The organism is Bifidobacterium pseudolongum subsp. globosum (assembly GCF_004155535.1).
Classification (GTDB): domain Bacteria; phylum Actinomycetota; class Actinomycetes; order Actinomycetales; family Bifidobacteriaceae; genus Bifidobacterium; species Bifidobacterium pseudolongum_C.
The window spans coordinates 212,504-231,783 of the sequence record NZ_RYUH01000004.1 but is presented as its reverse complement, the minus strand read 5'-3'; the positions used below and the strand labels follow the sequence as shown (position 1 = coordinate 231,783).

At 66.1% G+C, this 19,280-nt stretch carries 17 protein-coding genes and 2 tRNA genes; 4 read left to right on the top strand and 15 right to left on the bottom strand.

Annotated elements, in window-relative coordinates; translation table 11 throughout:
* Positions 1–5: 5 nt before the first annotated feature.
* From PG2093B_RS01525 to PG2093B_RS01485, 9 genes are all read right to left on the bottom strand, one after another.
* Positions 6–1,475, bottom strand: a complete 1,470-nt coding sequence (locus PG2093B_RS01525) for an FtsX-like permease family protein (protein WP_129896827.1) — start codon at positions 1,473–1,475, stop codon at positions 6–8.
* Positions 1,472–2,296: an ABC transporter ATP-binding protein gene (locus tag PG2093B_RS01520; protein WP_242502768.1), complete on the bottom strand. Its 825-nt coding sequence runs from the start codon at positions 2,294–2,296 to the stop codon at positions 1,472–1,474. Before PG2093B_RS01520 ends, PG2093B_RS01525 begins: the two co-directional genes overlap by 4 nt.
* A gap of 156 nt (positions 2,297–2,452) precedes the next feature.
* Positions 2,453–3,292 (bottom strand): ribonuclease HII, encoded by an 840-nt coding sequence (locus PG2093B_RS01515; protein WP_129896825.1) that lies wholly within the window; start codon positions 3,290–3,292, stop codon positions 2,453–2,455.
* A 99-nt stretch (positions 3,293–3,391) separates the two neighbouring features.
* Complete coding sequence (gene lepB, locus PG2093B_RS01510; RefSeq protein ID WP_129896852.1) at positions 3,392–4,123, bottom strand: signal peptidase I; 732 nt, start codon at positions 4,121–4,123, stop codon at positions 3,392–3,394.
* A gap of 760 nt (positions 4,124–4,883) precedes the next feature.
* Complete coding sequence (gene rplS / locus PG2093B_RS01505; protein WP_022858343.1) at positions 4,884–5,249, bottom strand: 50S ribosomal protein L19; 366 nt, start codon at positions 5,247–5,249, stop codon at positions 4,884–4,886.
* A gap of 318 nt (positions 5,250–5,567) precedes the next feature.
* Positions 5,568–7,265: a glucose-6-phosphate isomerase gene (gene pgi / locus PG2093B_RS01500; protein WP_101430005.1), complete on the bottom strand. Its 1,698-nt coding sequence runs from the start codon at positions 7,263–7,265 to the stop codon at positions 5,568–5,570.
* A 213-nt stretch (positions 7,266–7,478) separates the two neighbouring features.
* Positions 7,479–8,690, bottom strand: coding sequence for a mannose-1-phosphate guanylyltransferase (locus PG2093B_RS01495; protein WP_129896824.1), 1,212 nt, complete (start codon positions 8,688–8,690; stop codon positions 7,479–7,481).
* Positions 8,691–9,210: 520 nt separating this feature from the next.
* A tRNA-Leu gene (locus PG2093B_RS01490) sits at positions 9,211–9,292 on the bottom strand.
* Between the two features lie 44 nt (positions 9,293–9,336).
* Positions 9,337–9,412, bottom strand: a tRNA-Thr gene (locus PG2093B_RS01485).
* Between the two features lie 352 nt (positions 9,413–9,764).
* Between PG2093B_RS01485 and PG2093B_RS01480 the strand changes: the two genes are divergently transcribed.
* On the top strand, positions 9,765–10,775 hold the full coding sequence (locus PG2093B_RS01480) for an AEC family transporter (protein WP_129896823.1): 1,011 nt from the start codon (positions 9,765–9,767) through the stop codon (positions 10,773–10,775).
* A gap of 7 nt (positions 10,776–10,782) precedes the next feature.
* Here the strand turns inward: PG2093B_RS01480 and PG2093B_RS01475 are convergent, their stop codons facing one another.
* The 5 genes from PG2093B_RS01475 to PG2093B_RS01455 form a co-directional block, all read right to left on the bottom strand.
* The gene (locus tag PG2093B_RS01475) at positions 10,783–12,057 is read right to left on the bottom strand and encodes an aminoacyltransferase (RefSeq protein WP_129896822.1); all 1,275 of its coding nucleotides are present in this window, start codon (positions 12,055–12,057) and stop codon (positions 10,783–10,785) included.
* Between the two features lie 105 nt (positions 12,058–12,162).
* Complete coding sequence (locus PG2093B_RS01470) at positions 12,163–13,434, bottom strand: aminoacyltransferase (RefSeq protein ID WP_129896821.1); 1,272 nt, start codon at positions 13,432–13,434, stop codon at positions 12,163–12,165.
* 15 nt (positions 13,435–13,449) lie between these two features.
* Positions 13,450–14,115: an RdgB/HAM1 family non-canonical purine NTP pyrophosphatase gene (rdgB, locus tag PG2093B_RS01465; RefSeq protein ID WP_022858337.1), complete on the bottom strand. Its 666-nt coding sequence runs from the start codon at positions 14,113–14,115 to the stop codon at positions 13,450–13,452.
* Between the two features lie 35 nt (positions 14,116–14,150).
* Positions 14,151–14,906 (bottom strand): ribonuclease PH, encoded by a 756-nt coding sequence (gene rph / locus PG2093B_RS01460; protein WP_129896851.1) that lies wholly within the window; start codon positions 14,904–14,906, stop codon positions 14,151–14,153.
* Positions 14,907–15,014: 108 nt separating this feature from the next.
* Positions 15,015–15,641: a Pr6Pr family membrane protein gene (locus PG2093B_RS01455; protein ID WP_095507418.1), complete on the bottom strand. Its 627-nt coding sequence runs from the start codon at positions 15,639–15,641 to the stop codon at positions 15,015–15,017.
* Between the two features lie 129 nt (positions 15,642–15,770).
* Between PG2093B_RS01455 and PG2093B_RS01450 the strand changes: the two genes are divergently transcribed.
* Both PG2093B_RS01450 and PG2093B_RS01445 read left to right on the top strand, forming a co-directional pair.
* A complete protein-coding gene (locus tag PG2093B_RS01450) occupies positions 15,771–17,144 on the top strand; it encodes a nicotinate phosphoribosyltransferase (protein ID WP_129896820.1) in 1,374 nt (457 codons plus the stop codon).
* A 48-nt stretch (positions 17,145–17,192) separates the two neighbouring features.
* Positions 17,193–18,200 (top strand): aldo/keto reductase, encoded by a 1,008-nt coding sequence (locus tag PG2093B_RS01445; protein ID WP_129896819.1) that lies wholly within the window; start codon positions 17,193–17,195, stop codon positions 18,198–18,200.
* An 84-nt stretch (positions 18,201–18,284) separates the two neighbouring features.
* On the opposite strand, the gene PG2093B_RS01440 is transcribed toward PG2093B_RS01445, so the two are convergent.
* Complete coding sequence (locus tag PG2093B_RS01440; RefSeq protein ID WP_026647964.1) at positions 18,285–18,587, bottom strand: DUF3039 domain-containing protein; 303 nt, start codon at positions 18,585–18,587, stop codon at positions 18,285–18,287.
* Between the two features lie 181 nt (positions 18,588–18,768).
* Between PG2093B_RS01440 and coaD the strand changes: the two genes are divergently transcribed.
* A complete protein-coding gene (gene coaD, locus PG2093B_RS01435; protein WP_101398295.1) occupies positions 18,769–19,278 on the top strand; it encodes a pantetheine-phosphate adenylyltransferase in 510 nt (169 codons plus the stop codon).
* Positions 19,279–19,280: the final 2 nt, after the last annotated feature.

The following is a 19,280-nucleotide window of genomic DNA, read 5'->3' as shown; positions in this document are numbered from 1 at the left end:
CGCGGCTAGTCGTCGGCGCGCGTTGTGGTGCGGGCCACGCGCGCGGCCGTGCGGTTCGCGGCGAGCGCGCCAACGAGCACGAGCGCGTAGCACAGCGCCACTCCCCCGACGAAGCTGATGAGCGGCGCGGGCTGCGTGAACGCGTTGCCCACGAGCGGCGCGAGCAGCAGCGCCGAGCAGACGGCCGCGAGCGCGACCACGGTGTTGAGCGGCGTGAGCACCTCAGTGAACCGCGCACGGCGCAGCGTGGCCTCGCTCGTGCCTTCGAGCATGAGCATGCGGTATTCGTTGGCTTGGTCGATCACGCTGGCCGACTGCATGACGCCCGAGCTGACCGCCGCGAGCACGCCGGCGAACGCGAGCGTGAGCAGGCCGCCGGTGCCGATGTCGTGCATCATGATCGTCGCGGCGGAGTCGACGTCACCGCCGGCGCTCGAACCGAACAGCGCGCACACCGAGGTGATGCCGGCGATGAATACGGCCAGCCCGATGCCCGAGACGTTGCGCCACGCGCGCTTCGGGTTGTCGAGGATGCGCCGCATGGCGATCATCGTGGCCGCGTTCTTGGGGCGGCGGGCGCGCGCACGGGCGCGCAGTGTGACGGCGAACGAACCGACGAGGTTGATCAGCGTGAAGCAGCCGACGATCAGGACGAAGACGATGGCGAGCATGACGCCTGTGCCGGCGTTGATCAGCTGCATGTTCGATAGCACGGCGAGCGCGCCGACGAGCGCCACCAGGAAGATGACGAACCGTGCCGAGCTGGGCAGCGGCTGGCCTTGGCGGGCGCTCACGCCGAGCGGGGTGATGGCCACGCGGCGCAGCGTGAGCAGCGCGGAGACGAGTGCAAGCAGTGTGACGCCGAGCACGGTGGCCACAAGCGCGACGGGCCCCACCCACAGTTGCGCGAACGTGAAATGCTGGTTTTGGAATGTGAGCAGCATGATCAGTGGCATGAGCGCGAAGTAGCCGGCGATGCCGATGACGGCGCCGGCGAGCGCCTGCAATGCGGAGTCGAATGCGGTCAGGCGCACCACTTGGCCTGTTGTGGCGCCGGCGAGGCGCAGGGCGGCGAGGCGCGCGTCGCGGCGTGACGCGGCCAGGCGCGCGGCCGAGCCGGCGAGCGCGGCGAACGGCACGAGCAGCAGCAGGCAGGCGAATACCGCGAGCACGATGTAGGTGGATGAAAGGCTGGCTTGCTCGGCGGCCACCTTGCTTGCAGCGACCGCGTGCTTGTGCGCGGCGAGCGCGGCGGCGTCGCAGCGACTTTCGCTCAGCAGGCATGGGATGGTGTGGTCGGGCGAGGCGCGCCAGATGAAGCCATGCAGGCCGCCGAGCACGGTCAGGAAAATCGCGGTGGCTGCGGCGAACGCCACCACGGCGAGCAGTGTGGTGGAGTCGGCGGCGCGCGTGCCGGTGCGGTGCGCGGCTGGAGCGGGGCGGTGGAACAGGCGCCAGAGTGCGAATGTGCTCATCGTGCGCCTCCCTGCACCGGCACGGACTGGGGCTGTACGGCGACAGCGCGCGGGGCCGCGGTGATCATGCCGTCGCGCATGTGCACGGTGTGCGAGCAGTAGGCGGCCACGTTCGGGTCGTGCGTCACGAGCACCACGGAGGCGTTGTTGGCGCGCGCGGCGTCCATGAGCAGGCGCATCACCTCGTGGCCGGTCGTCTGGTCGAGCGCGCCGGTCGGTTCGTCGGCGAAGATGACGGCCGGGCCCACGCTCAGCGCGCGTGCGATGGCGACGCGCTGCATCTGGCCGCCGCTCATCTCGCCGGGGCGTTGGGCCATCAGCGCGCGCAGGCCGAAGCGTTCGAGCCATAGCACGGCCTGCGATGTGGCCTGTGCGTAAGGCATGCCACCGAGCATGAGCGGCAGTGCGATGTTTTCCACCGCCGGCAGTTCGGGCAGCAGTTGGCCGGACTGGAACACGAAGCCGAACGCGTTGCGGCGCAGTGCGGTGCGCTCGGCGTCGGGCATGGCGGCAAGGTCGGCGCCACGGAATTGCACGGTGCCGGCGGTGGGTGTGATGATGCCGGCGAGCGCGTGCAGCAGCGTGGATTTGCCGGAGCCGGAGGGGCCCATCACGGCCACGGTCTCGCCGGGTTGGAGTGTGAAGTTGACGCGGTTGAGCGCGAGCGGGTGCGGGGCGAACGCTCCGGGAACGCCCGGGGCTCCCGGGGCTCCCGGAGCTCCCGGGGCGGGTTGTTGCGCGGTGCGCGGTTTGGCGGCCTGCGCGGCGTAGTCCATCGTGAGGCCGGTGGCGGTGAGGATCGGTTGTGCTGTGTTGTTCATGCCTCCGACTGTATGGCGGCGGGAACGGCACAGGTATCGTGCGCGGGAATGAATCGGGGCGCGGAGCGCGCGCGGTCTCATCCTTGGGAATGAGGCGGCATGATGCCGGTTGCCGCAAACGCGGACGGTGTGCGCATGGGGTGGAGGCGCGCGCCGCTAAAGCAGCTTCCAGCTGGTGCGGTGTTCGTCGCAGGGGCCGTATTGCGCGATCGCGGCCCGGTGCGCCTGCGAACCGTAGCCCTTGTTGTGCGCCCATCCGTAGCGCGCGTAATCGGGATCGGATTCGGCGAGGCGGGTCATCAGGCGGTCGCGCGTGACCTTCGCGAGCACGGCCGCGCACGCCACGGAACCGCAGTGCTGGTCGCCCTTGACCTGCGTGACGACGTGCGCGGGCACGGGCACCGCGGGCGCCTCGAATGTGCCGAGCGCCTTGGTGATGTAGTCGTTCGGGCCGTCCAGGATCGCACCGACGCGCGGCATGCGGGCGGTGGGATCGAGCGCGTCCCAGTCCGCGGCGAGCGTGGCCTGCTGGGAGCCAGACGTCGGTATGCTTCCCTGCGCGCGGAATCCACCCCCGGATTGCGCGGCAGGCATGGCATCGGTGGTGTCGCCGGCGGCGTCGGCGAACGCGCCGAACAGTGTGCGCTCCACCGCGTCGAGCGCGCGCAGGGCGGCGATGCCGAGCGCGTGCGAGATGCCCCATTCGTCGATCTCCGCGCTCGAGGCCGCGCCGACCGCCCACGCGTCGGCCCACTGCTGCAGTGGTTCGTAGAGCGCTTCGCGGCGGCGTTCGGTGAGTATCTTCGAATCGGCCAGATACTGCGGCATCTCGCGCGCGGCCTGCGGCAGGCGCCGTGCGAGAAACGCCGCCGCGCCCACCATGACCGGGCCGGCGAGGCTGCCACGGCCGACTTCGTCGAACCCGACGATCACGCTGTGGCCTTCGCGCGCGAGCGACTCCTCAAGATCGAATGTGGGGATTGTGGAAATGCTCATCAGTTCTCTTTTCGGGCGGGGTTGCGGCGTATGCTTTCCCGGCGGCATGCGGGTGGTTCATGCGGACACTCATACGGTTCCGCGAGTGCGGCTGGGCGGTCAGCCAGTGGGGGCGCGCGTGGGCACGTCGCGGAAGACGTTGTGGTGCGCGCTGAGCCAGCCCATGCGGTTGAACGGCCAGTAGCGCATGAACGCCACGCCCTCCACGTCGCCGACCGGCACCAGGCCCTGCGCGCCGTCGTTCGTGTGCGCGCGCGAATCGGCGGAATTGGCGCGGTTGTCTCCCAACACAAACAGGCGGCCGGCCGGCACGGTCACCGAGAACGCGCTGTGGCTGGGCTCCACGCCCGGTTTGAGATACGCCGATTCATCGATCGGCACGCCGTTGATCACAATCGGTGCGCCGCCGCCCGCGCACTCCACCGTGTCGCCGGGCAGGCCGATCAGCCGTTTGATCAAACGGTCGCTGTTGTGCGCGGCGCCCTCGTTCGCAAGCCAGTTGGCGGGGTCCTTGAACACGACGATGTCGCCGCGGCGCAGGGCGATCGGGCGCGGCGAGAGGCGTGTGGTGATCACGCGGTCACCGGGCATGATCGTGTTTTCCATCGAGCCGGACGGAATCGCGTACATGCCGAACACGGCCAGACGCAGGCCGAGCACCAGCACGACCGGCAGCACGCACCACAGCAATATGTCGCGCAATGTGAACGGTGTGCGCGCGTGCGCGGCGCGGGCTGTGTGGGCACGGAGGGGGAAGTGCGCCGTCGGTGTGGGGTGCTCGGCCGGGGCGGATCGAGGCGACGGCGCCGGAGCGGCCGCGGCGGCCGGCATATGCGGATTGGGCGCGCGGCGAGATGGTGCGGGCGCGACGCCGGGAACCGTGCGCGGCGGCGCGGCATGTCGCGGGGTGTGAGGGTTGAGCCGCGCGTCGATGCGCAGCTGGATGAGACGCGGGTTGGCTCGGCGCGCGTCGGGCAGATGGAACGGGGCGCGGCGCGTCTCCCCGTGGCGCGGGCCGGTGCGGTGCGGCATAGAGGGGGTGGGCGCGGCATTGGCGGGGGTGCGTGCGGCATCAACGGCACGGTCTGCGGCAGTGCGGGCGGAGGCGAAAAGTGCGCTTGCGGCTGGTGGAACGTGGGGATTCGTGGAGTGCGAACTGACGCGGCGCGGCGCGGGCCCGGTTTCGGCATGCGGGGCCCGGTGCGGGTTCCCTGCGTGGTGATTGCTCATGCCGACTCCTTATATATGGGCTGCAGTCGTAGGCCATTGTAAGCCACAGCCGGCATATGCCAGATCAGGCCTAACCACGACCTCCGTTAATCATTCCCCGACGAAAGTCATGCTCAGCAACCCCAGACACGACCTCCGTCAAGCACTCCCCGACAAAAGTCATGCCAAGCAACCCAAAACATGACTTTTGTCGAAAGGGGGACGAGGAAAGTCATGCGGGTACATGCAACCAGACCAGTAGATTAAGTGGGCTAAGCAGGCTAAGTGGACTTGGCTTGCGCGCAGGCCAGCACACACAGGCGGCAGAAACGCAAAGACCCCGGGCGAACCGGGGTCTTTCTTACAAATTACCGCGTGAATATCACTTGGCGGAATTGTCGCGGCGCTCGGCGATGCGGGCGGCCTTACCGCGCAGGTTGCGCAGGTAGTAGAGCTTGGCGCGGCGCACCTTGCCACGACGGACGACCTTGATGGAGTCGATCGTGGGGGCATGCAGCGGGAAGCGGCGCTCGACACCGGTGCCGAAGCTAATCTTGCGCACGATGAAGGTCTCACGCACACCAGCACCCTGACGGGCGATGACCACGCCGGTGAACGTCTGGATACGGGAGTTGTTGCCTTCCTGGATCTTCACGTTCACGTCCACGGTGTCGCCGGGGCGGAAGTCCGGGATTTCCTCGGAGGCCTTCAGATGCTTCGCATCAAATGCTTCAATAGCGTTAACCATTGTTCCCTCGCTCGCTGCCGCATATCAGCGCAGTGGTTGGGGCGCCTTGGGCAGGCGCCTGAATCGTCGCGGACCACTTCGGCCCGCGGGCTGCCAATCCGCCGAAAGTCAGGGTTCGGCTGGACCTTGAGATGGGCGGATCTATGCGGCGACCAACCCATCGGCACAACGAGGCATCAGTATATATGGCCATACAGACCGCGCACTTTTTTTGAAGTCTCAGAAAAAGTGCGCGTTGTATTGAGGCATATGCCGTATTTAGAGGGGTTTGACCGCGCACTTTTTCCGTAACCCCGAAAAAAGTGCGCGGTCGACCTGTCAGAACTCACGCACCTTGCGGTAGAAGTTGATCAGGCTGCGCGTGGAGGCATCCTGCGCGGCGAGCGCCTCGTCGCTTTCGGAGATCGCCGGGGTGATCTCCTTGGCCAGCTGCTTGCCCAGCTCAACGCCCCACTGGTCGTAGGAATCGAGGCCCCACACGGTGCCCTCAACGAACGTGATGTGCTCATAGAGCGCGATCAGCTCGCCGAGCGCGAACGGGTCGAGGCGCACGCCGAAGATCGACGTGGTCGGACGGTTGCCGGTGAACACGCGGGCCGGGACGATCTCTTCCGGCGTGCCCTCGGCGCGCACTTCTTCGGCGGTCTTGCCGAACGCGAGCGCCTTGGTCTGCGCGAAGTAGTTGCCCAGCAGCAGTTCGTGCATGTCCTGGTCGCCGTCCTTGAGCGGGTTCGGCGTGTTGGCGAACGCGATGAAGTCGGCCGGGATCAGCTGCGTGCCCTGGTGGATCAGCTGGTAGAACGCGTGCTGGCCGTTGGTGCCGGGCTCGCCCCAGAAAATCTCGCCGGTCTCGGTGGTGACGGGCGTGCCGTCCCAACGCACGGACTTGCCGTTCGATTCCATGGTGAGCTGCTGCAGGTACGCCGGGAAGCGGTGCAGGTACTGGTCGTACGGGAGCACAGCGTGCGAGGCGACCTTGAAGAAGTTGCGGTACCAGACGTTGAGCATGCCCATGAGCACGACGACGTTCTTTTCGAACGGGGTGTTGGCGAAATACTCGTCGATCTGGTGGAAGCCGTTGAGGAACTCCTCGAAGCGGGCCGGGCCGAAGACGATGGCGAGCGTGAGGCCGACGGCGGAATCGACGGAGTAACGGCCGCCGACCCAATCCCAGAAGCCGAACGCGTTGGTCGGGTCGATGCCGAACTCCTTGACGCGTTCCAGGTTGGTGGAGACGGCCACGAAGTGCTTCTCGATGGCTTCCGCGTTCTTCTCGGCGGTGCCGTCGATCGCGTTGCTGGCGGCGAGCTCCTCGAGGAGCCATGCGCGCGCCTCACGGGCGTTGGTCAGGGTTTCGAGGGTGCCGAAGGTCTTGGAGACGACCACGAACAGCGTGGTCTCCGGATCGAGGTCCTTCGTCTTCTCGGCGATGTCGTTGGGGTCGATGTTGGAAACGTAGCGGGCCTTGATGCCGGCGTCGGCGAACGGCTTGAGCGCCTCGTACGCCATGACGGGACCCAGGTCGGAGCCACCGATGCCGATGTTGACGACGGTTTCGATCTCCTTGCCGGTCACGCCCTTCCATTCGCCAGAACGCACCTTCTCAGCGAACGCGTACATGCGCTCGAGGGTCTCGCGCACATCCTTGACGGTGTCCTGGCCGTCCACGATGTACTTGCCTTCGTCTTCGGCCGGGCGGCGCAGCGCGGTGTGCAGCACGGCGCGGTCCTCGGTGTTGTTGATGTGCACGCCCGTGTACATCTGCTTGGTGCGCTCGGCGAGGTTGACCTCGTTGGCGAGTTCGGCGAAGAGCTCCAGCGTCTCCGGCTTGATCAGGTTCTTGGAAAGATCGAAGTGCAGCGTGCCCGCTTCGAACGTGAGGTCGTCCACGCGGTTCTCGTCGTCCGCGAACCACTTCTTGAGGTCGATGCCCTCGGACTGCATCTCGTCGTAGTGACGCTGCAGCTTGGCCCATGCCTCGGTCTGAGTGGCGTCAACTGGCGGATTGATAGCCATATTTGGTCCTTTCATCATCATCAGGTGGAAAGCGTGGCCGCGCCCGCGGCGAATCCGCCCGGCGGCCGCTGTCTCAACGCATGTTCCGCACACGTTCGCAACGCTTCACCGAAAGTCCACACTACTCATGAAATGCGACAGTGCCCGCGCACGCCGCACACCCGTGCAGCGCGCGCCGTGCGCGGCGGAAAACCGCGGCGCGCGCTGCGGCGGCTACAGCAGATCCTCGCGCCCGGAGTCGGCGAGATGCTTGACCATCGCCTTGACTTCCTGACTGCGCGCGCGTGGTGCGATGAGCAGCGCGTCGGGCGTATCGACGACGACCATGTCGTTCACGCCGAGCAATGCGATGGTGCGCCCGGAATTCGGCACCACCACGTCACCCGCCGAATCGAGGTACGCCACGTCGTCCACACTGCCGAGCACCTTGATGTTGCGCTCGTTCACGCTCGGCAGCAGCGCGGCGACCGAGTTGAAATCACCCACGTCGTCCCAACCGAAGTCGCCCGGGATCATCGCCACACCACCCTCCACGGACAGCGGTTCGGCCACCGCATAATCGAACGCGATCTTCTCAATCGACGGCCAGTGCGCGTGCATCGCCTCGTCGCGGTGCTCGTGGAAATCCGCGCGCGCGACCGTCTCCAGCTGGTTCTCGCCGCGTTCGTGCGCCTCGGTGCAGGCGCGCTCGAACGCGCGGTCATCCTCGATGATCGCGTCGGCGATTGTGTCGATCGCGCGCGCGAGCTGCGGTTTGTGCGCGTGCAGGTGGTCGAGCAGCACGTCTGCGCGCATGACGAACATGCCCGCATTCCAGCGGTATTCGCCCGTGGAGAGATACGCCTGCGCGGTCGCGGCGTTCGGCTTTTCGACGAACCGCTCCACAATGCATGCGCTCGGCGCGTTCGGAATCCGCTCGGCGAGCGACGCGCCCTCGTGAATGTAGCCGAACGCGGTCGACGGGCGCGAGGCGGCGATGCCGATCGTGGTGACGTAGCCGGCGCGCGCGGTCTCCACCGCCTGCCGCACCGCTTCGATGAACGCGATCTTGCCGCGGATCACATGGTCGGCGGCGAACGAACCGACAACGATGTCACCGCCGTTGCGCCGCGCCAGCACGGCGGTGGCGAGCGCGATCGCCGCGGTCGAGTCGCGCGGCGCCGGCTCGGCGAAGATCTGGTCCGCGCCGATTTCGGGCAGCTGTTCGCGCACGGTGGCCACGTGGCAGTCGCCGGTGCTCACGCACACATGGTCCATGCCGCAGATCTGCGCGAGGCGGTCGTAGGTGGATTGGATGAGCGTGCGGCCCTGGCCCAGCAGATCGTAGAAGAACTTGGGCCGGCGCTCACGGCTGAGCGGCCACAGGCGCGTGCCGGTGCCGCCGGCGGGGATGATGGCGTAGAAATCGTCGAATCCGTTGGTCATGGGGATTATCTTAGCGGCGGCGGTGGCAGCGTACGAATTGTACGCGCTTTTGCCGTCTCTGCGTACAATTCGCGCGCAATAGCTCCCCTTTGCGTACGATTTGTACGCAGCCCGCTCTCGCCTGCGTACAATTCGAGCGCAACCGGCCTCCCCCGCGCAAGAATTGTACGCACGCTTTTGAAAACTGCGTACAATTCGAGCGCAAGCTCTGCCGCCATGTCCGTGTGTGACTGAGTGTCACCACCAACAGCCACCCGATGCCCCCGCAGCGACCACCCATGACTAAGCATCGCCACCAACAACCACCCGACACCTCCGCAGCGACCACCCATGACTAAGCACCGCCACCAACAACCACTTTTCGTGCCTGCCTTTCTGCGGCTGCATCCTTCCTGTTGCTACGGGTAGTGCTTCCACGCCTGAGGGCTAGACGGAATCGTTGGAATATAGCGGATCATATAGAAGATGGGCGCGAAAAAGCACTACCCGTAGCGAAGAAGGTACTACCCGTAGCGAAAGGTGCGCGAGATGGGACTCGAACCCACACGACCGAAGTCACAGGAACCTAAATCCTGCGCGGCTACCAATTACGCCACTCGCGCGCATAGTACAAAACCCTAGGCGGCGAACACCACCTAGGGCCTTATGGAGCCACTTGACAGAATCGAACTGTCGACCTGCTCATTACGAGTGAGCCGCTCTACCGACTGAGCTAAAGTGGCGTGCCACATGATTTGCATCTGTGCACAGAAAGAATATCTTACCCAACATCGCGGATTTGTCCAATCCTGACGGCGCAGCATGCCCCACACGGCGTGTCGCAAGACACGACACGCGGCATTCATCCGGCCGATATACCATAATCGCGCATATCGGAACACAATCACACAATCCAACCACTACCAGTAGCAGAAGAACCACTACCCGTAGCAGGATAAGAAGTAGCAAAATATATGCAGTACCAGGATAGAAGTAGAAGCAACACAACAGAATAGAAGCAACACAACAAGCGGCACAACCCCATCATCCGCATACGACCCACCGCGCACAACCCCACACAGAAGAACCGACACCATGCTCGCTATGCTCCAACCCATCTCGCTCCTGCTCATCATTGTGGCGGGCTATCTGTTCAAGCGCAACAGACTGTTCGGCCCGCGCGACTACCGCATTGTGCAGGTGGCGCTCTTCGACCTGGTGTTGCCGGGCGCGATCGTCTATTCCTTTGCCAAGAACTCGCACGACATCTCGCTGCTGTGGCTTTCCGCATACGGCTTCATTGTGGCGCTCGTACCGGTGATCATCATCTACCTCGCCACATCACACCGCCCGATCGCCCAACGCGCGTTCCTCATGTTCAACGGCACGGGCCTGAACATCGGCTGCTTCTGCTTTCCCGTGGTGCAGGCGTTCCTCGGCAACGCGGCCGTAGTGCCCGCCGCGATGTTCGACATCGGCAACTGCGTGATGGTGGCCGCCGGCACGAACGTGATGACGCAGACGCTGCTGCACATCCAACCCGGCCGCACGCTCACCGAGCAGCACGCCGGCGACGCCCCGACGCTCCCCTACTCGCCGCCCACCGACCGCGACGCCAAGCGCCTCGCCCGCCGCGCGCTCGCGAAGACGATCGCGCGCGGCTTCGTCGGTTCGGTGCCGTTCGACGTCTACATGCTCATGATCGTGCTGACGGTGGCGGGCTGGTCGGTGCCCACGTGGCTCGCCGACATGTTCGCACCGTTCGCCAACGCGAACGCGTGCGTGGCGATGCTCATGGTCGGCATGCTCATGGACCTGCCCGCGAACAAACACGACATGCTGTCCGTGCTGCAGGTGATCGCCTGGCGGCTGCCGTTCGGCATCGCGTTCGGCCTCGCCGCATGGTACCTGCTGCCGTTCAGCCCGATGATCCGCGAGGCCACGCTGATGTGCTGCCTGGCGCCGATCGCCGTCTTCTCCACGCTGTTCACCGACGAAGTGCTGGGCAATGCGAAACTCGCCGGCTTCTCGCTCACCGTGACCGCCGTGATCAGCCTGCTCACGATGACCGGCGCGCACGCGCTGATCGCCGCGGGAATCCTGTAGAGGCCGCTCAGCCGCCGATCACTTTCTGTGCGATCCGCTTGACCGCGCATCGCACGCGGCTCACCGGCAGCGTGAACTCGCCGGGCAGTTCCTCCACGTACCCGTTGAATCCCTGCTTGAACTCGAGCACGCCGTGCCCTTCGCTGTGCGGGTCGTCGAACACGCCGTCGATGCCGTAGAAATTGTACCGGTCGATGCTGTGCTCCACGCACAGCCGCAGCATCGCCTCGTGCTGGATCAGCGCGGAGGCATAGAACGGCTTGAATTCCTCGAGCGAGCCGGAGAATAGGTAGACGACTTCGTTCGGATGCTCGACGAACAGCGAGCACGCGGCCGGCAGCATGTCGCCGCGCGCCGCGAGTTCGCGCGCCGCCTGCAACCGCTTGTTCGCGGCAGCCAGATTGCTCGACTCCTCGTTGTACCGCCGGCGCAGTTTGGTCGTCTCGCGCGCCTGCATCTTCGCGCTGATCGAATCGACGAGCGCCTGCAGATCATTGGCTTTGCGCTGCATGGATTCGAGGTAGCGTGCGGTGTCGATATACGCGACCATGAAATGCGCGCGCTCACCGAACGCCCGCGCGAAATCATGGAAGTACTGCTCGCCGCGGAACGCGAACCGGCGCCGCTCTGCGGTCTGCTGTTCAATCCGCGCGAACACGCCGAACTGGTCTTCGCCCACTTCGCGCACCACCACACCCATGCTGCGCGCGCGTTTGACGCTCCACTGCGTGCGCTTGGAGTATGACCCGAGCAACGCGCGCTCGCTGGAGATCCCTGTGAGGTCCTTGACGTAGACCCAGCGGTTCATCACCGAGTCGTAGCCGGTGCCGAACCCTTGGTGCCGCCAGTGCGCACTCGTGTAGTCGCGCATAAGCGCGCCGTCCGCCGCGCCGTCCGCGCTGCCGTCGGAATGGTGCCTGCGGTAGACGTCGTTGGGCCAGCACGAGATGCTCAGCGCGTGGTGGCGCCGGCCGTCCGCGAGGATCGCCTCGCTCACCGCGCTCACCATGTCCGGGTCGTCCGGGTCGCACAGCGGCCCCGCCCACACTGACCCGACCGGGCCGAAGCGCGAGGGCGTGTACGCGATCATCGCGCCAGCGACCGGCTCGTCATGCTCATCGACGACACCGACGAGCGACGTGCGCGCGCCGTGCGACTGCGCCATGTCGCGCATGCCCAGCGACTGTTGGAAGCTGCCTTCGGCCATGCGCTGCGAGAGCTGCTCGAATTCGCCGTCGCGCAACGGGCGCACGTTCCAGTGGCGTGCGGTTGCCTGTGCCATCGTCCTGCCTTCCGTGAGCGGTCGACCTTACGGATACCATGAAAATATACCGTAACGATATTGCGCTCAAAGCAGAGATTTATCACACAGAAAAAGAAGCAATGATTATCGCCTTGAGCGAACGGTGTGCACGAACTGTTCAAGCCGGTAGATCGCGGGGCGCAGCACACGCATGAACTCGCCGGGCAGTTCCTCGACGTACCCGTTGAACCCCTGCTTGAACTCGAGCACGCCGCGCCCCTCGCTGTGCGGGTCATCGAACACGCCGTCGATGCCGTAGAAGTTGTAGCGCGCGATGCCCTGCTCGACGCACAGCCGCAGCATCGCCTCGTACTGGATGAGCGCCGACGCATAGAACGGCTTGTATTCCTCGAGCGAACCGGAGAACAGATAGACAACTTCCTGCGGCATGTCCACAAACAGCGACGCCGCGACCGGGAGGCGCTCCCCGCGCTCCACAAGCACGCGCGCCTCGTCGAGCCGCTTGCGCGCGGCGGCGAGATTGCTCGACTCCTCGTTGTGGCGCCGGCGCAGTTTGGTCGTCTCATGTACGGCGATCTTCGCGTCCAGGTCGTCCACGAGCCGCTGCAGATCATCGGCCTTCTGCTGCATCGCGCTCGCGTAGGCGTGTGTGTCGATCTCGGCGATCAGAAAATGCGCGTGCTCGCCGTACGCCTGCGCGAACTCGCGGAAATACTCCTCGCCGCGGTAGGCGAAATGCCGGCGTTCGGCGGTGTCCTGCTCGATCGACGAGAAGATGTGCAGCTCGTCCATACCGATCTGCCGGATGCGCACGCCCATGCTGCACGCGCGTTTGACGCTCCACTGCGTGCGCTTCGAGAACGACGCGAGCAGCTGCTCCGCGCTGGCGATGCCGGTGAGGTCCTTGACGAACCGCCAGCGCGGCACGGCCGTGTAGCCGCGCGTGAACCCGCCGTGGGCCATGTGCGCGGCGGTGATGTTCGCAATCATCGCGTTGTCCGGGTCGCTTGCCGCGTCGCCGGCGATCGGTTCGCCCTGCGCGTCGAGCACACGGTACGGCTGTTCGGGGGTGATGTCGAGGTGCACGGCATGCAGACGCTTGGCGCAGGCCGCCAGATGCTCCAGGAAGAACACGGTCAGCTCGCGGTCGTCGTAGTCGCACAGCGGCCCGTCGTGCACCGCGCAGAACGTGGTGGGGCCCGACCCGTGCGTCTCCAACAGCGCGGCCGCCACGACCTCGCCGCCTTCGCGCACGCCCACGAATCGCGTGGCCACGCCGTTGCGGTTGCGCAACGCGGCCGCCATCACGGTCTGCTGGAAGTTGCCGTGCGCGGCGCGCGCGGAGAACGCCTCGAAATCGTCTTGGGAAAGTTCAGTGAACGTCAAAGCACGCATGAATACCTCCCCAGCCTAGTCGGCGAGCAGCGCCTTGACGGCGGGCACAAGCGCGCGCAGCGCCTTGCCGCGGTGCGAGATCGCGTTCTTCTGCTCGGGCGTCATCTGCGCGCTCGTGAGCAGTTCACCGCTGTCCTGCGCGCTCTGCGGCTGCTCGTCGGGCATGAAGATCGGGTCATAGCCGAAGCCGTTCATGCCGTGCGGGTGGCGCACAATCGTACCGGGCATCTCGCCGAGCGCCACGGTCTCGTGGAACTCGCCGAGGCCGTCGCCATCGCTCTCCACCGGCACCACGAGCGCGGCGGCGCAGCGGAAGCGCGCCGTGCGGTCGTCGTCGGGGATGTCTTCGATCTGCGCAAGCAGCAGGCGGTTGTTCGCGGCGTCGTCGCCGTGCGTGCCGGACCAGCGCGCCGAAAGGATGCCGGGCGCGTTGCCCATCACGTCCACGATCAAGCCGGAGTCGTCGGCGATCGCAGGCAGTCCGGTGGCGCCGGCCACGAACCGCGCCTTGAGCAGCGCGTTCTCTTCGAACGTCACGCCGGTCTCCGCGGGGTCGGCGAGGTCCAGGCTGCCGGCCGAGACGAGTTCGATGCCCTGCGCGGCGGCGCTGAGTTGCTCGGTGAGGATGTTGCGGATCTCGACGAGTTTGCCTTCGTTGTGCGTGGCGACGACGATCTTCACGGTGTGCTCCTTGCTGCGTTGATGTGACTGGATGATCAGTGCTCGGCGAGTTCGGCGAGCGCGTCGGCCTGCGCGCGCTGCAGTTCGCGGTTGCCTTTGGTGGCCAGGTCGAGCAGTTCGTTGAGTTCGGCGCGCGAGAACGGGCGGTGCTCTGCGGTGCCCTGGATTTCGATGAAGTCGCCCGATCCGGTCATCGCCACGTTCATGTCGGTCATGGCCTGGCTGTCTTCGATGTACGGCAGGTCGAGCATGGGCGTGCCGTTGATCACGCCGACCGAGACGGCGGAGACGCTGTCTTTGAGCACGCGCTCCACACTGCGGATCTTGCGCTGGCTTTTCGCCCAGTGCAGCGCGTCGACAAGCGCCACGTACGCGCCGGTGATCGACGCGGTGCGCGTGCCGCCGTCGGCCTGCAGCACGTCGCAGTCGAGCTGGATCTGATTTTCACCCAGGGCCTTCATGTCGACTACGCCGCGCAGGCAGCGGCCGATGAGGCGGCTGATCTCGTGCGTGCGGCCGCCGACCTTGCCGCGCACGGATTCACGGTCGGTGCGTTCGGCTGTGGCGCGCGGCAGCATCGAATACTCCGCGGTCACCCAGCCCAGGCCGCTGTCCTTGCGCCAGCGCGGCACGCCGGAGGTGAACGTGGCGGTGCACATGACGCGCGTGTTGCCGCATTCGATGAGCACGGAGCCTTCGGGCACGTCGGTGAAGCTGCGGGTGATCTTCACGGGGCGCAGTTCGTCGACGGCGCGGCCGTCAGGGCGAATGATCGTCTGGGCGTCGAGCATGTCTTTGATTTCCACGGTGTTGGGTGTCCTCTCATGGTGCGCGCACGGCGGCGCACCGGTTGTGTTGCTCTTTGCAGGATAGTACGTGCGCGCCGGTTCAGCGCGTGGCTACTTCGCGAGCGCGTGTTCGGGAAGCGCGCGGTCGACGAGGCACACCACCGCGCCGCTCGCCAGGAACGCGGCGAGCACTTTAAGGCACGCGATGCCGAACTGCGCCCAGCCCACGGCCGGCAGGTTCAGGAAGTCGTACGGGTAGGGGCTGCCGCCGGCGCCGGGGCCGGCGTGCGGCCACCACCAGGCGCGCACGAGCACGAAGGTCAGGTAGAGCGGCGGGTAGATGAGCCACAGCAGCGGGTACGACGCCTTGAGGCGCCGGTGTTCGTCGAACAGCAGAAAATCGAGCACCACCATGGCGGGCACAATGCGGTGCAGCATCGTGTTGGTCATGATGCCCATGATCTGCGGCACAGTGCGCGGGTCGTCGGGCGGCAACATCGTGAACGCCACAAGCGCCACCACGATCGCGTAGGTGGTGGCCGCGCCTTTGAGCCACGCCGGCGGCTGCACACCGTGCACAAGGCTCGCCGCGGCCGCCCACAGCATGACGAAGCCGACGAGCGCGCCGGTCTGGAACGTGAAATACACCCAACGGTTCGGCTGGGTCCACGCTTCCGACGTGCCCATCACGCACAACGCCACAATCGCCAGGCGCCAGATTCCCGCAACAAAACGCATGGCCCCAGTCTAGCGTGCGGCCCTGCACCACCCGCGCGCCGCCCGCTTGCGAGACGCCCGCAGCGTATTGCCGCTCGCGGCGACTACGCTAAGAGCAACGCTGCACACAGCCCAGCAAAGGAGCCACCCATGCCCACACCAGCCAACCAGCCCGCCAATCTGAGCCGTTCGAGCAGCGGACCGGTCAATCCCTCGATGATGACCGACATGTACGAGTACACGATGCTCGACGCCACACTGCGCGACGGCACCGCCAACCGCGACTGCGTGTTCGAGGTGTTCACGCGCCATCTGCCCGAAGGCCGCCGCTACGGCGTGGTGGCCGGCATCGGCCGCCTGCTCGACGAACTCGAGGCGTTCCACCCGAGCGAAGCCGACCTGCGGTTCCTGGCCGACCGCCACATCGTGAACAAAGAGACGATCGCCTGGCTTGAGAACTACCACTTCAACGGCACGATCCGCGGCTACCGTGAAGGCGAGGCGTACTTCCCGAACTCGCCGATCCTGCAGGTCGAAGGCACGTTCGGCGAGTGCACACTGCTCGAAACACTGATTCTGTCGATCCTCAACTACGATTCCGCGGTGGCCGCGGCGGCCTCGCGCATGACGTCGGCCGCGAAGAACCGCCCATGCATGGACATGGGCGGCCGGCGCACCAACGAGTGGGCGGCCGTGGCGGCGGCGCGCGCGTCGATCGTCGGCGGCTTCAAGGGCACGGCGAATCTGCTCGCCGCGCAACTGTACGGTCTGACCGCAATCGGCACCGCCGCGCACTGCTTCACCCTCGTGCACGACAGCGAGCGCGCCGCATTCGAATCGCAGATCGCCGCGCTCGGCAAGAACACCACGCTGCTCGTCGACACATACAACATCGAGGAGGCCGTGCGCACGGCGGTGGAAGTGGCCGGTCCGGAGCTCGGCGGCGTGCGCATCGACTCGGGCGACCTGGCCGCGCTCGCCCAGCGCGTGCGCAACCAGCTCGACGCGCTCGGCGCGGTCAACACGAAGATCACGGTGACGAACGACCTCGACGAATACGCGATCGCCGCGCTGCAGACCGCGCCGGTCGATTCGTATGGCGTCGGTACGCAGCTCGTCACGGGCTCCGGCGCCCCCACGTGCGCGATGGTCTACAAGCTGACCGAGCGCATGGGCGCGCACGGCGTGATGGAGCCGGTGGCGAAGAAGTCGAAAGACAAGGCCACGGTGCCGGGGCGCAAGCTCGCGTTCCGCTCGTACGAATACTCGCTCGCGAGCTGCGAGCATGTGATCGCGGGCAATGCGCAGGCGCTCGCCGATTTCGCGCCGGGAGAAGGGTGGAAGAACCTGCTCGTAGACTATGTGGACCACGGGCAGATCGACGACCAGTGGCGCGGGCATGACGCGATCATGAACGCGCGCGACTACCACGCGCAGTCGCTGGACGAACTGCCGATCACCGCGCAGTCGCTCATGCGCGGCGACCCGGTGATCCCCACCGAAACGACCGTGCTGCCGCAGTGATGCGAGACCTGCACAACCCGGACACAACCCATTGAGGATGGAGTGACGATGCTCGAACCGACCCATGTCTATACGCCCGACCCCACGCGCTACGCATCGATGGACTATGCGCGATGCGGCACGAGCGGCCTGCGCCTGCCGCAGGTGGCGCTCGGCCTGTGGCACAATTTCGGCGACCTGACGCCGATGGGCCAGATGCAGCAAGTGGTGTTCACCGCGTTCGACAACGGCATCACCTATTTCGATCTGGCCAACAACTACGGCCCCGAACCGGGAGCGGCGGAACGCAACTTCGGGCAGATCCTGCACCGGCACCTGCGCGCGCACCGCGACGAGCTCGTGATCGCCACCAAGGCCGGGTTCGAGATGTGGGAGGGCCCGTACGGCGCCGGCGGCAGCCGCAAATACCTGCTGGCGAGCCTCGACCAGTCGCTCGCGCGGCTCGGGCTCGACTATGTGGACGTGTTCTACCACCACTGCATGGACCCGGAGACGCCGCTCGAGGAGTCGATGGGCGCGCTCGCCACGGCCGTCAAGTCGGGCCGCGCGCTCTACGCGGGACTGTCGAACTACGACGGCCCGACGCTCGAACGCGCCACGCAGCTGCTCGACGCGATGCACGTGCCGTTCATCGTGAACCAGAACCGCTACAACATGTTCGACCGCACCATCGAGCACAACGGACTCAAAGAAGCCACGCGCAAGCTCGGCAAGGGGCTCGTCACGTTCTCGCCGCTCGACCAGGGCCTGCTGTCGGACCGCTACCTGCACGGCATCCCCGCCGACAGCCGCATCGCGCACGACGGCCGGTTCCTGCACCAGTCCCAGCTCGACGAGAAGATCGGGCAGATCCGCGCGCTCAACGGCCTGGCCCAGGCGCGCAGCCAGTCGCTCGCGCAGATGGCGCTCGCCTGGCTGCTGCACGACGACGCGGTGACGACCGTGCTCGTGGGCGCCTCGAAACCGGAGCAGGTTCTCGACGACCTGACCGCGATCGACAACACCGACTTCACGCAAGAGGAACTGCAGCGCATCAACGAGATCACCGGCGCATGAACACAGCACTGCCCGTAGCGGGAAGGACCGCTACGGGCAGTGCTGTATGCAATGCGTGCGCAGTGTGCTGTGGGCACGGCGGGGTTAGAACCCGCCGCCGGCGCCATACTCCTCGAAGATGCGCTTGCACTCCGGGCACACCGGGTAGTTCTTCGGATCGTGCTTCGGCACCCACACCTTGCCGCACAGCGCCACCACAGGGCGCCCCGTCAGGCGCGATTCGGCGATGCGCTCGCGCGAGACGTAATGCGCGAAGCGGTCGCCTTCACCATCGTTGCTGCGCTGCTCCTGCTCCTCTTCGACCGGCCGTTCGAGCACCGCGGTGCCGCCGCCCGAATCGGGCGCGAACAGCGGATCGTCATCAAGGCCATCCATCCATGCACTCATCGATCTCTCCGTTTCTGTATGTGCGCACGGTGCGCGCCAACCGCGCCACCCGCGCACAAGCCTGCCATGTGCCCTCCATTGTGGCACGCATGGCCGGCATCTGCGCGCGCGTAGGGCACCAAGAGCGAAAAAACGGGCGAAACGCCCCGGTTCAGGCGCGCCGCACAGTACTCTAGTGCGTATGACTATTGCAGTATGCCCCGGTTCCTATGACCCCGTGACAATCGGACATCTCGATGTGATCCAACGATGCGCGCGCCTGTTCACCGAAGTGCATGTGGTGGTGGCGGTCAATGCGGCGAAGACGCCGCTGTTCACCGAAGACGAACGCGTGGACATCATCCGCCATGCGCTCGCCGACATGCAATGCCACAATGTGGCCGTCAGCTCCACCGACGGCCTGATCACCGACTACTGCACCAAGGTCGGCGCGCCGGTGATCGTCAAGGGCTTGCGCCAGAACGGCGATTACGAGGCCGAACTGGGCATGGCGCTCGTGAACCGCAAACTCGCCGGCATCGAGACGATGTTCCTGCCCGCCGCACCGGCCCTCGAGCACATCTCGAGCTCGGTCGTCAAAGACGTGGCGCGCCACGGCGGCGACGTGACCGGCATGGTGCCCGACTACGTGATCCCCATGCTGTACACCGCGCTGCACGCCGAACGGCCGGCCACGGCTGCACAGCGGTAAAC

What these genes read in the sequence shown, in the direction of transcription:
- coaD (WP_101398295.1), top strand. Translation starts at nt 18,769, where the DNA reads ATGACTATTGCAGTATGCCCCGGTTCCTATGACCCCGTGACAATCGGA.
- pgi (WP_101430005.1), bottom strand. Translation starts at nt 7,265, where the DNA reads ATGGCTATCAATCCGCCAGTTGACGCCACTCAGACCGAGGCATGGGCC.
- PG2093B_RS01525 (WP_129896827.1), bottom strand. Translation starts at nt 1,475, where the DNA reads ATGAGCACATTCGCACTCTGGCGCCTGTTCCACCGCCCCGCTCCAGCC.
- PG2093B_RS01520 (WP_242502768.1), bottom strand. Translation starts at nt 2,296, where the DNA reads ATGAACAACACAGCACAACCGATCCTCACCGCCACCGGCCTCACGATG.
- rplS (WP_022858343.1), bottom strand. Translation starts at nt 5,249, where the DNA reads ATGGTTAACGCTATTGAAGCATTTGATGCGAAGCATCTGAAGGCCTCC.
- PG2093B_RS01470 (WP_129896821.1), bottom strand. Translation starts at nt 13,434, where the DNA reads ATGCGTGCTTTGACGTTCACTGAACTTTCCCAAGACGATTTCGAGGCG.
- PG2093B_RS01450 (WP_129896820.1), top strand. Translation starts at nt 15,771, where the DNA reads ATGCCCACACCAGCCAACCAGCCCGCCAATCTGAGCCGTTCGAGCAGC.
- PG2093B_RS01475 (WP_129896822.1), bottom strand. Translation starts at nt 12,057, where the DNA reads ATGGCACAGGCAACCGCACGCCACTGGAACGTGCGCCCGTTGCGCGAC.
- PG2093B_RS01445 (WP_129896819.1), top strand. Translation starts at nt 17,193, where the DNA reads ATGCTCGAACCGACCCATGTCTATACGCCCGACCCCACGCGCTACGCA.
- PG2093B_RS01480 (WP_129896823.1), top strand. Translation starts at nt 9,765, where the DNA reads ATGCTCGCTATGCTCCAACCCATCTCGCTCCTGCTCATCATTGTGGCG.
- lepB (WP_129896852.1), bottom strand. Translation starts at nt 4,123, where the DNA reads ATGCCGGCCGCCGCGGCCGCTCCGGCGCCGTCGCCTCGATCCGCCCCG.
- PG2093B_RS01515 (WP_129896825.1), bottom strand. Translation starts at nt 3,292, where the DNA reads ATGAGCATTTCCACAATCCCCACATTCGATCTTGAGGAGTCGCTCGCG.
- PG2093B_RS01455 (WP_095507418.1), bottom strand. Translation starts at nt 15,641, where the DNA reads ATGCGTTTTGTTGCGGGAATCTGGCGCCTGGCGATTGTGGCGTTGTGC.
- rph (WP_129896851.1), bottom strand. Translation starts at nt 14,906, where the DNA reads ATGCTCGACGCCCAGACGATCATTCGCCCTGACGGCCGCGCCGTCGAC.
- PG2093B_RS01495 (WP_129896824.1), bottom strand. Translation starts at nt 8,690, where the DNA reads ATGACCAACGGATTCGACGATTTCTACGCCATCATCCCCGCCGGCGGC.
- PG2093B_RS01440 (WP_026647964.1), bottom strand. Translation starts at nt 18,587, where the DNA reads ATGAGTGCATGGATGGATGGCCTTGATGACGATCCGCTGTTCGCGCCC.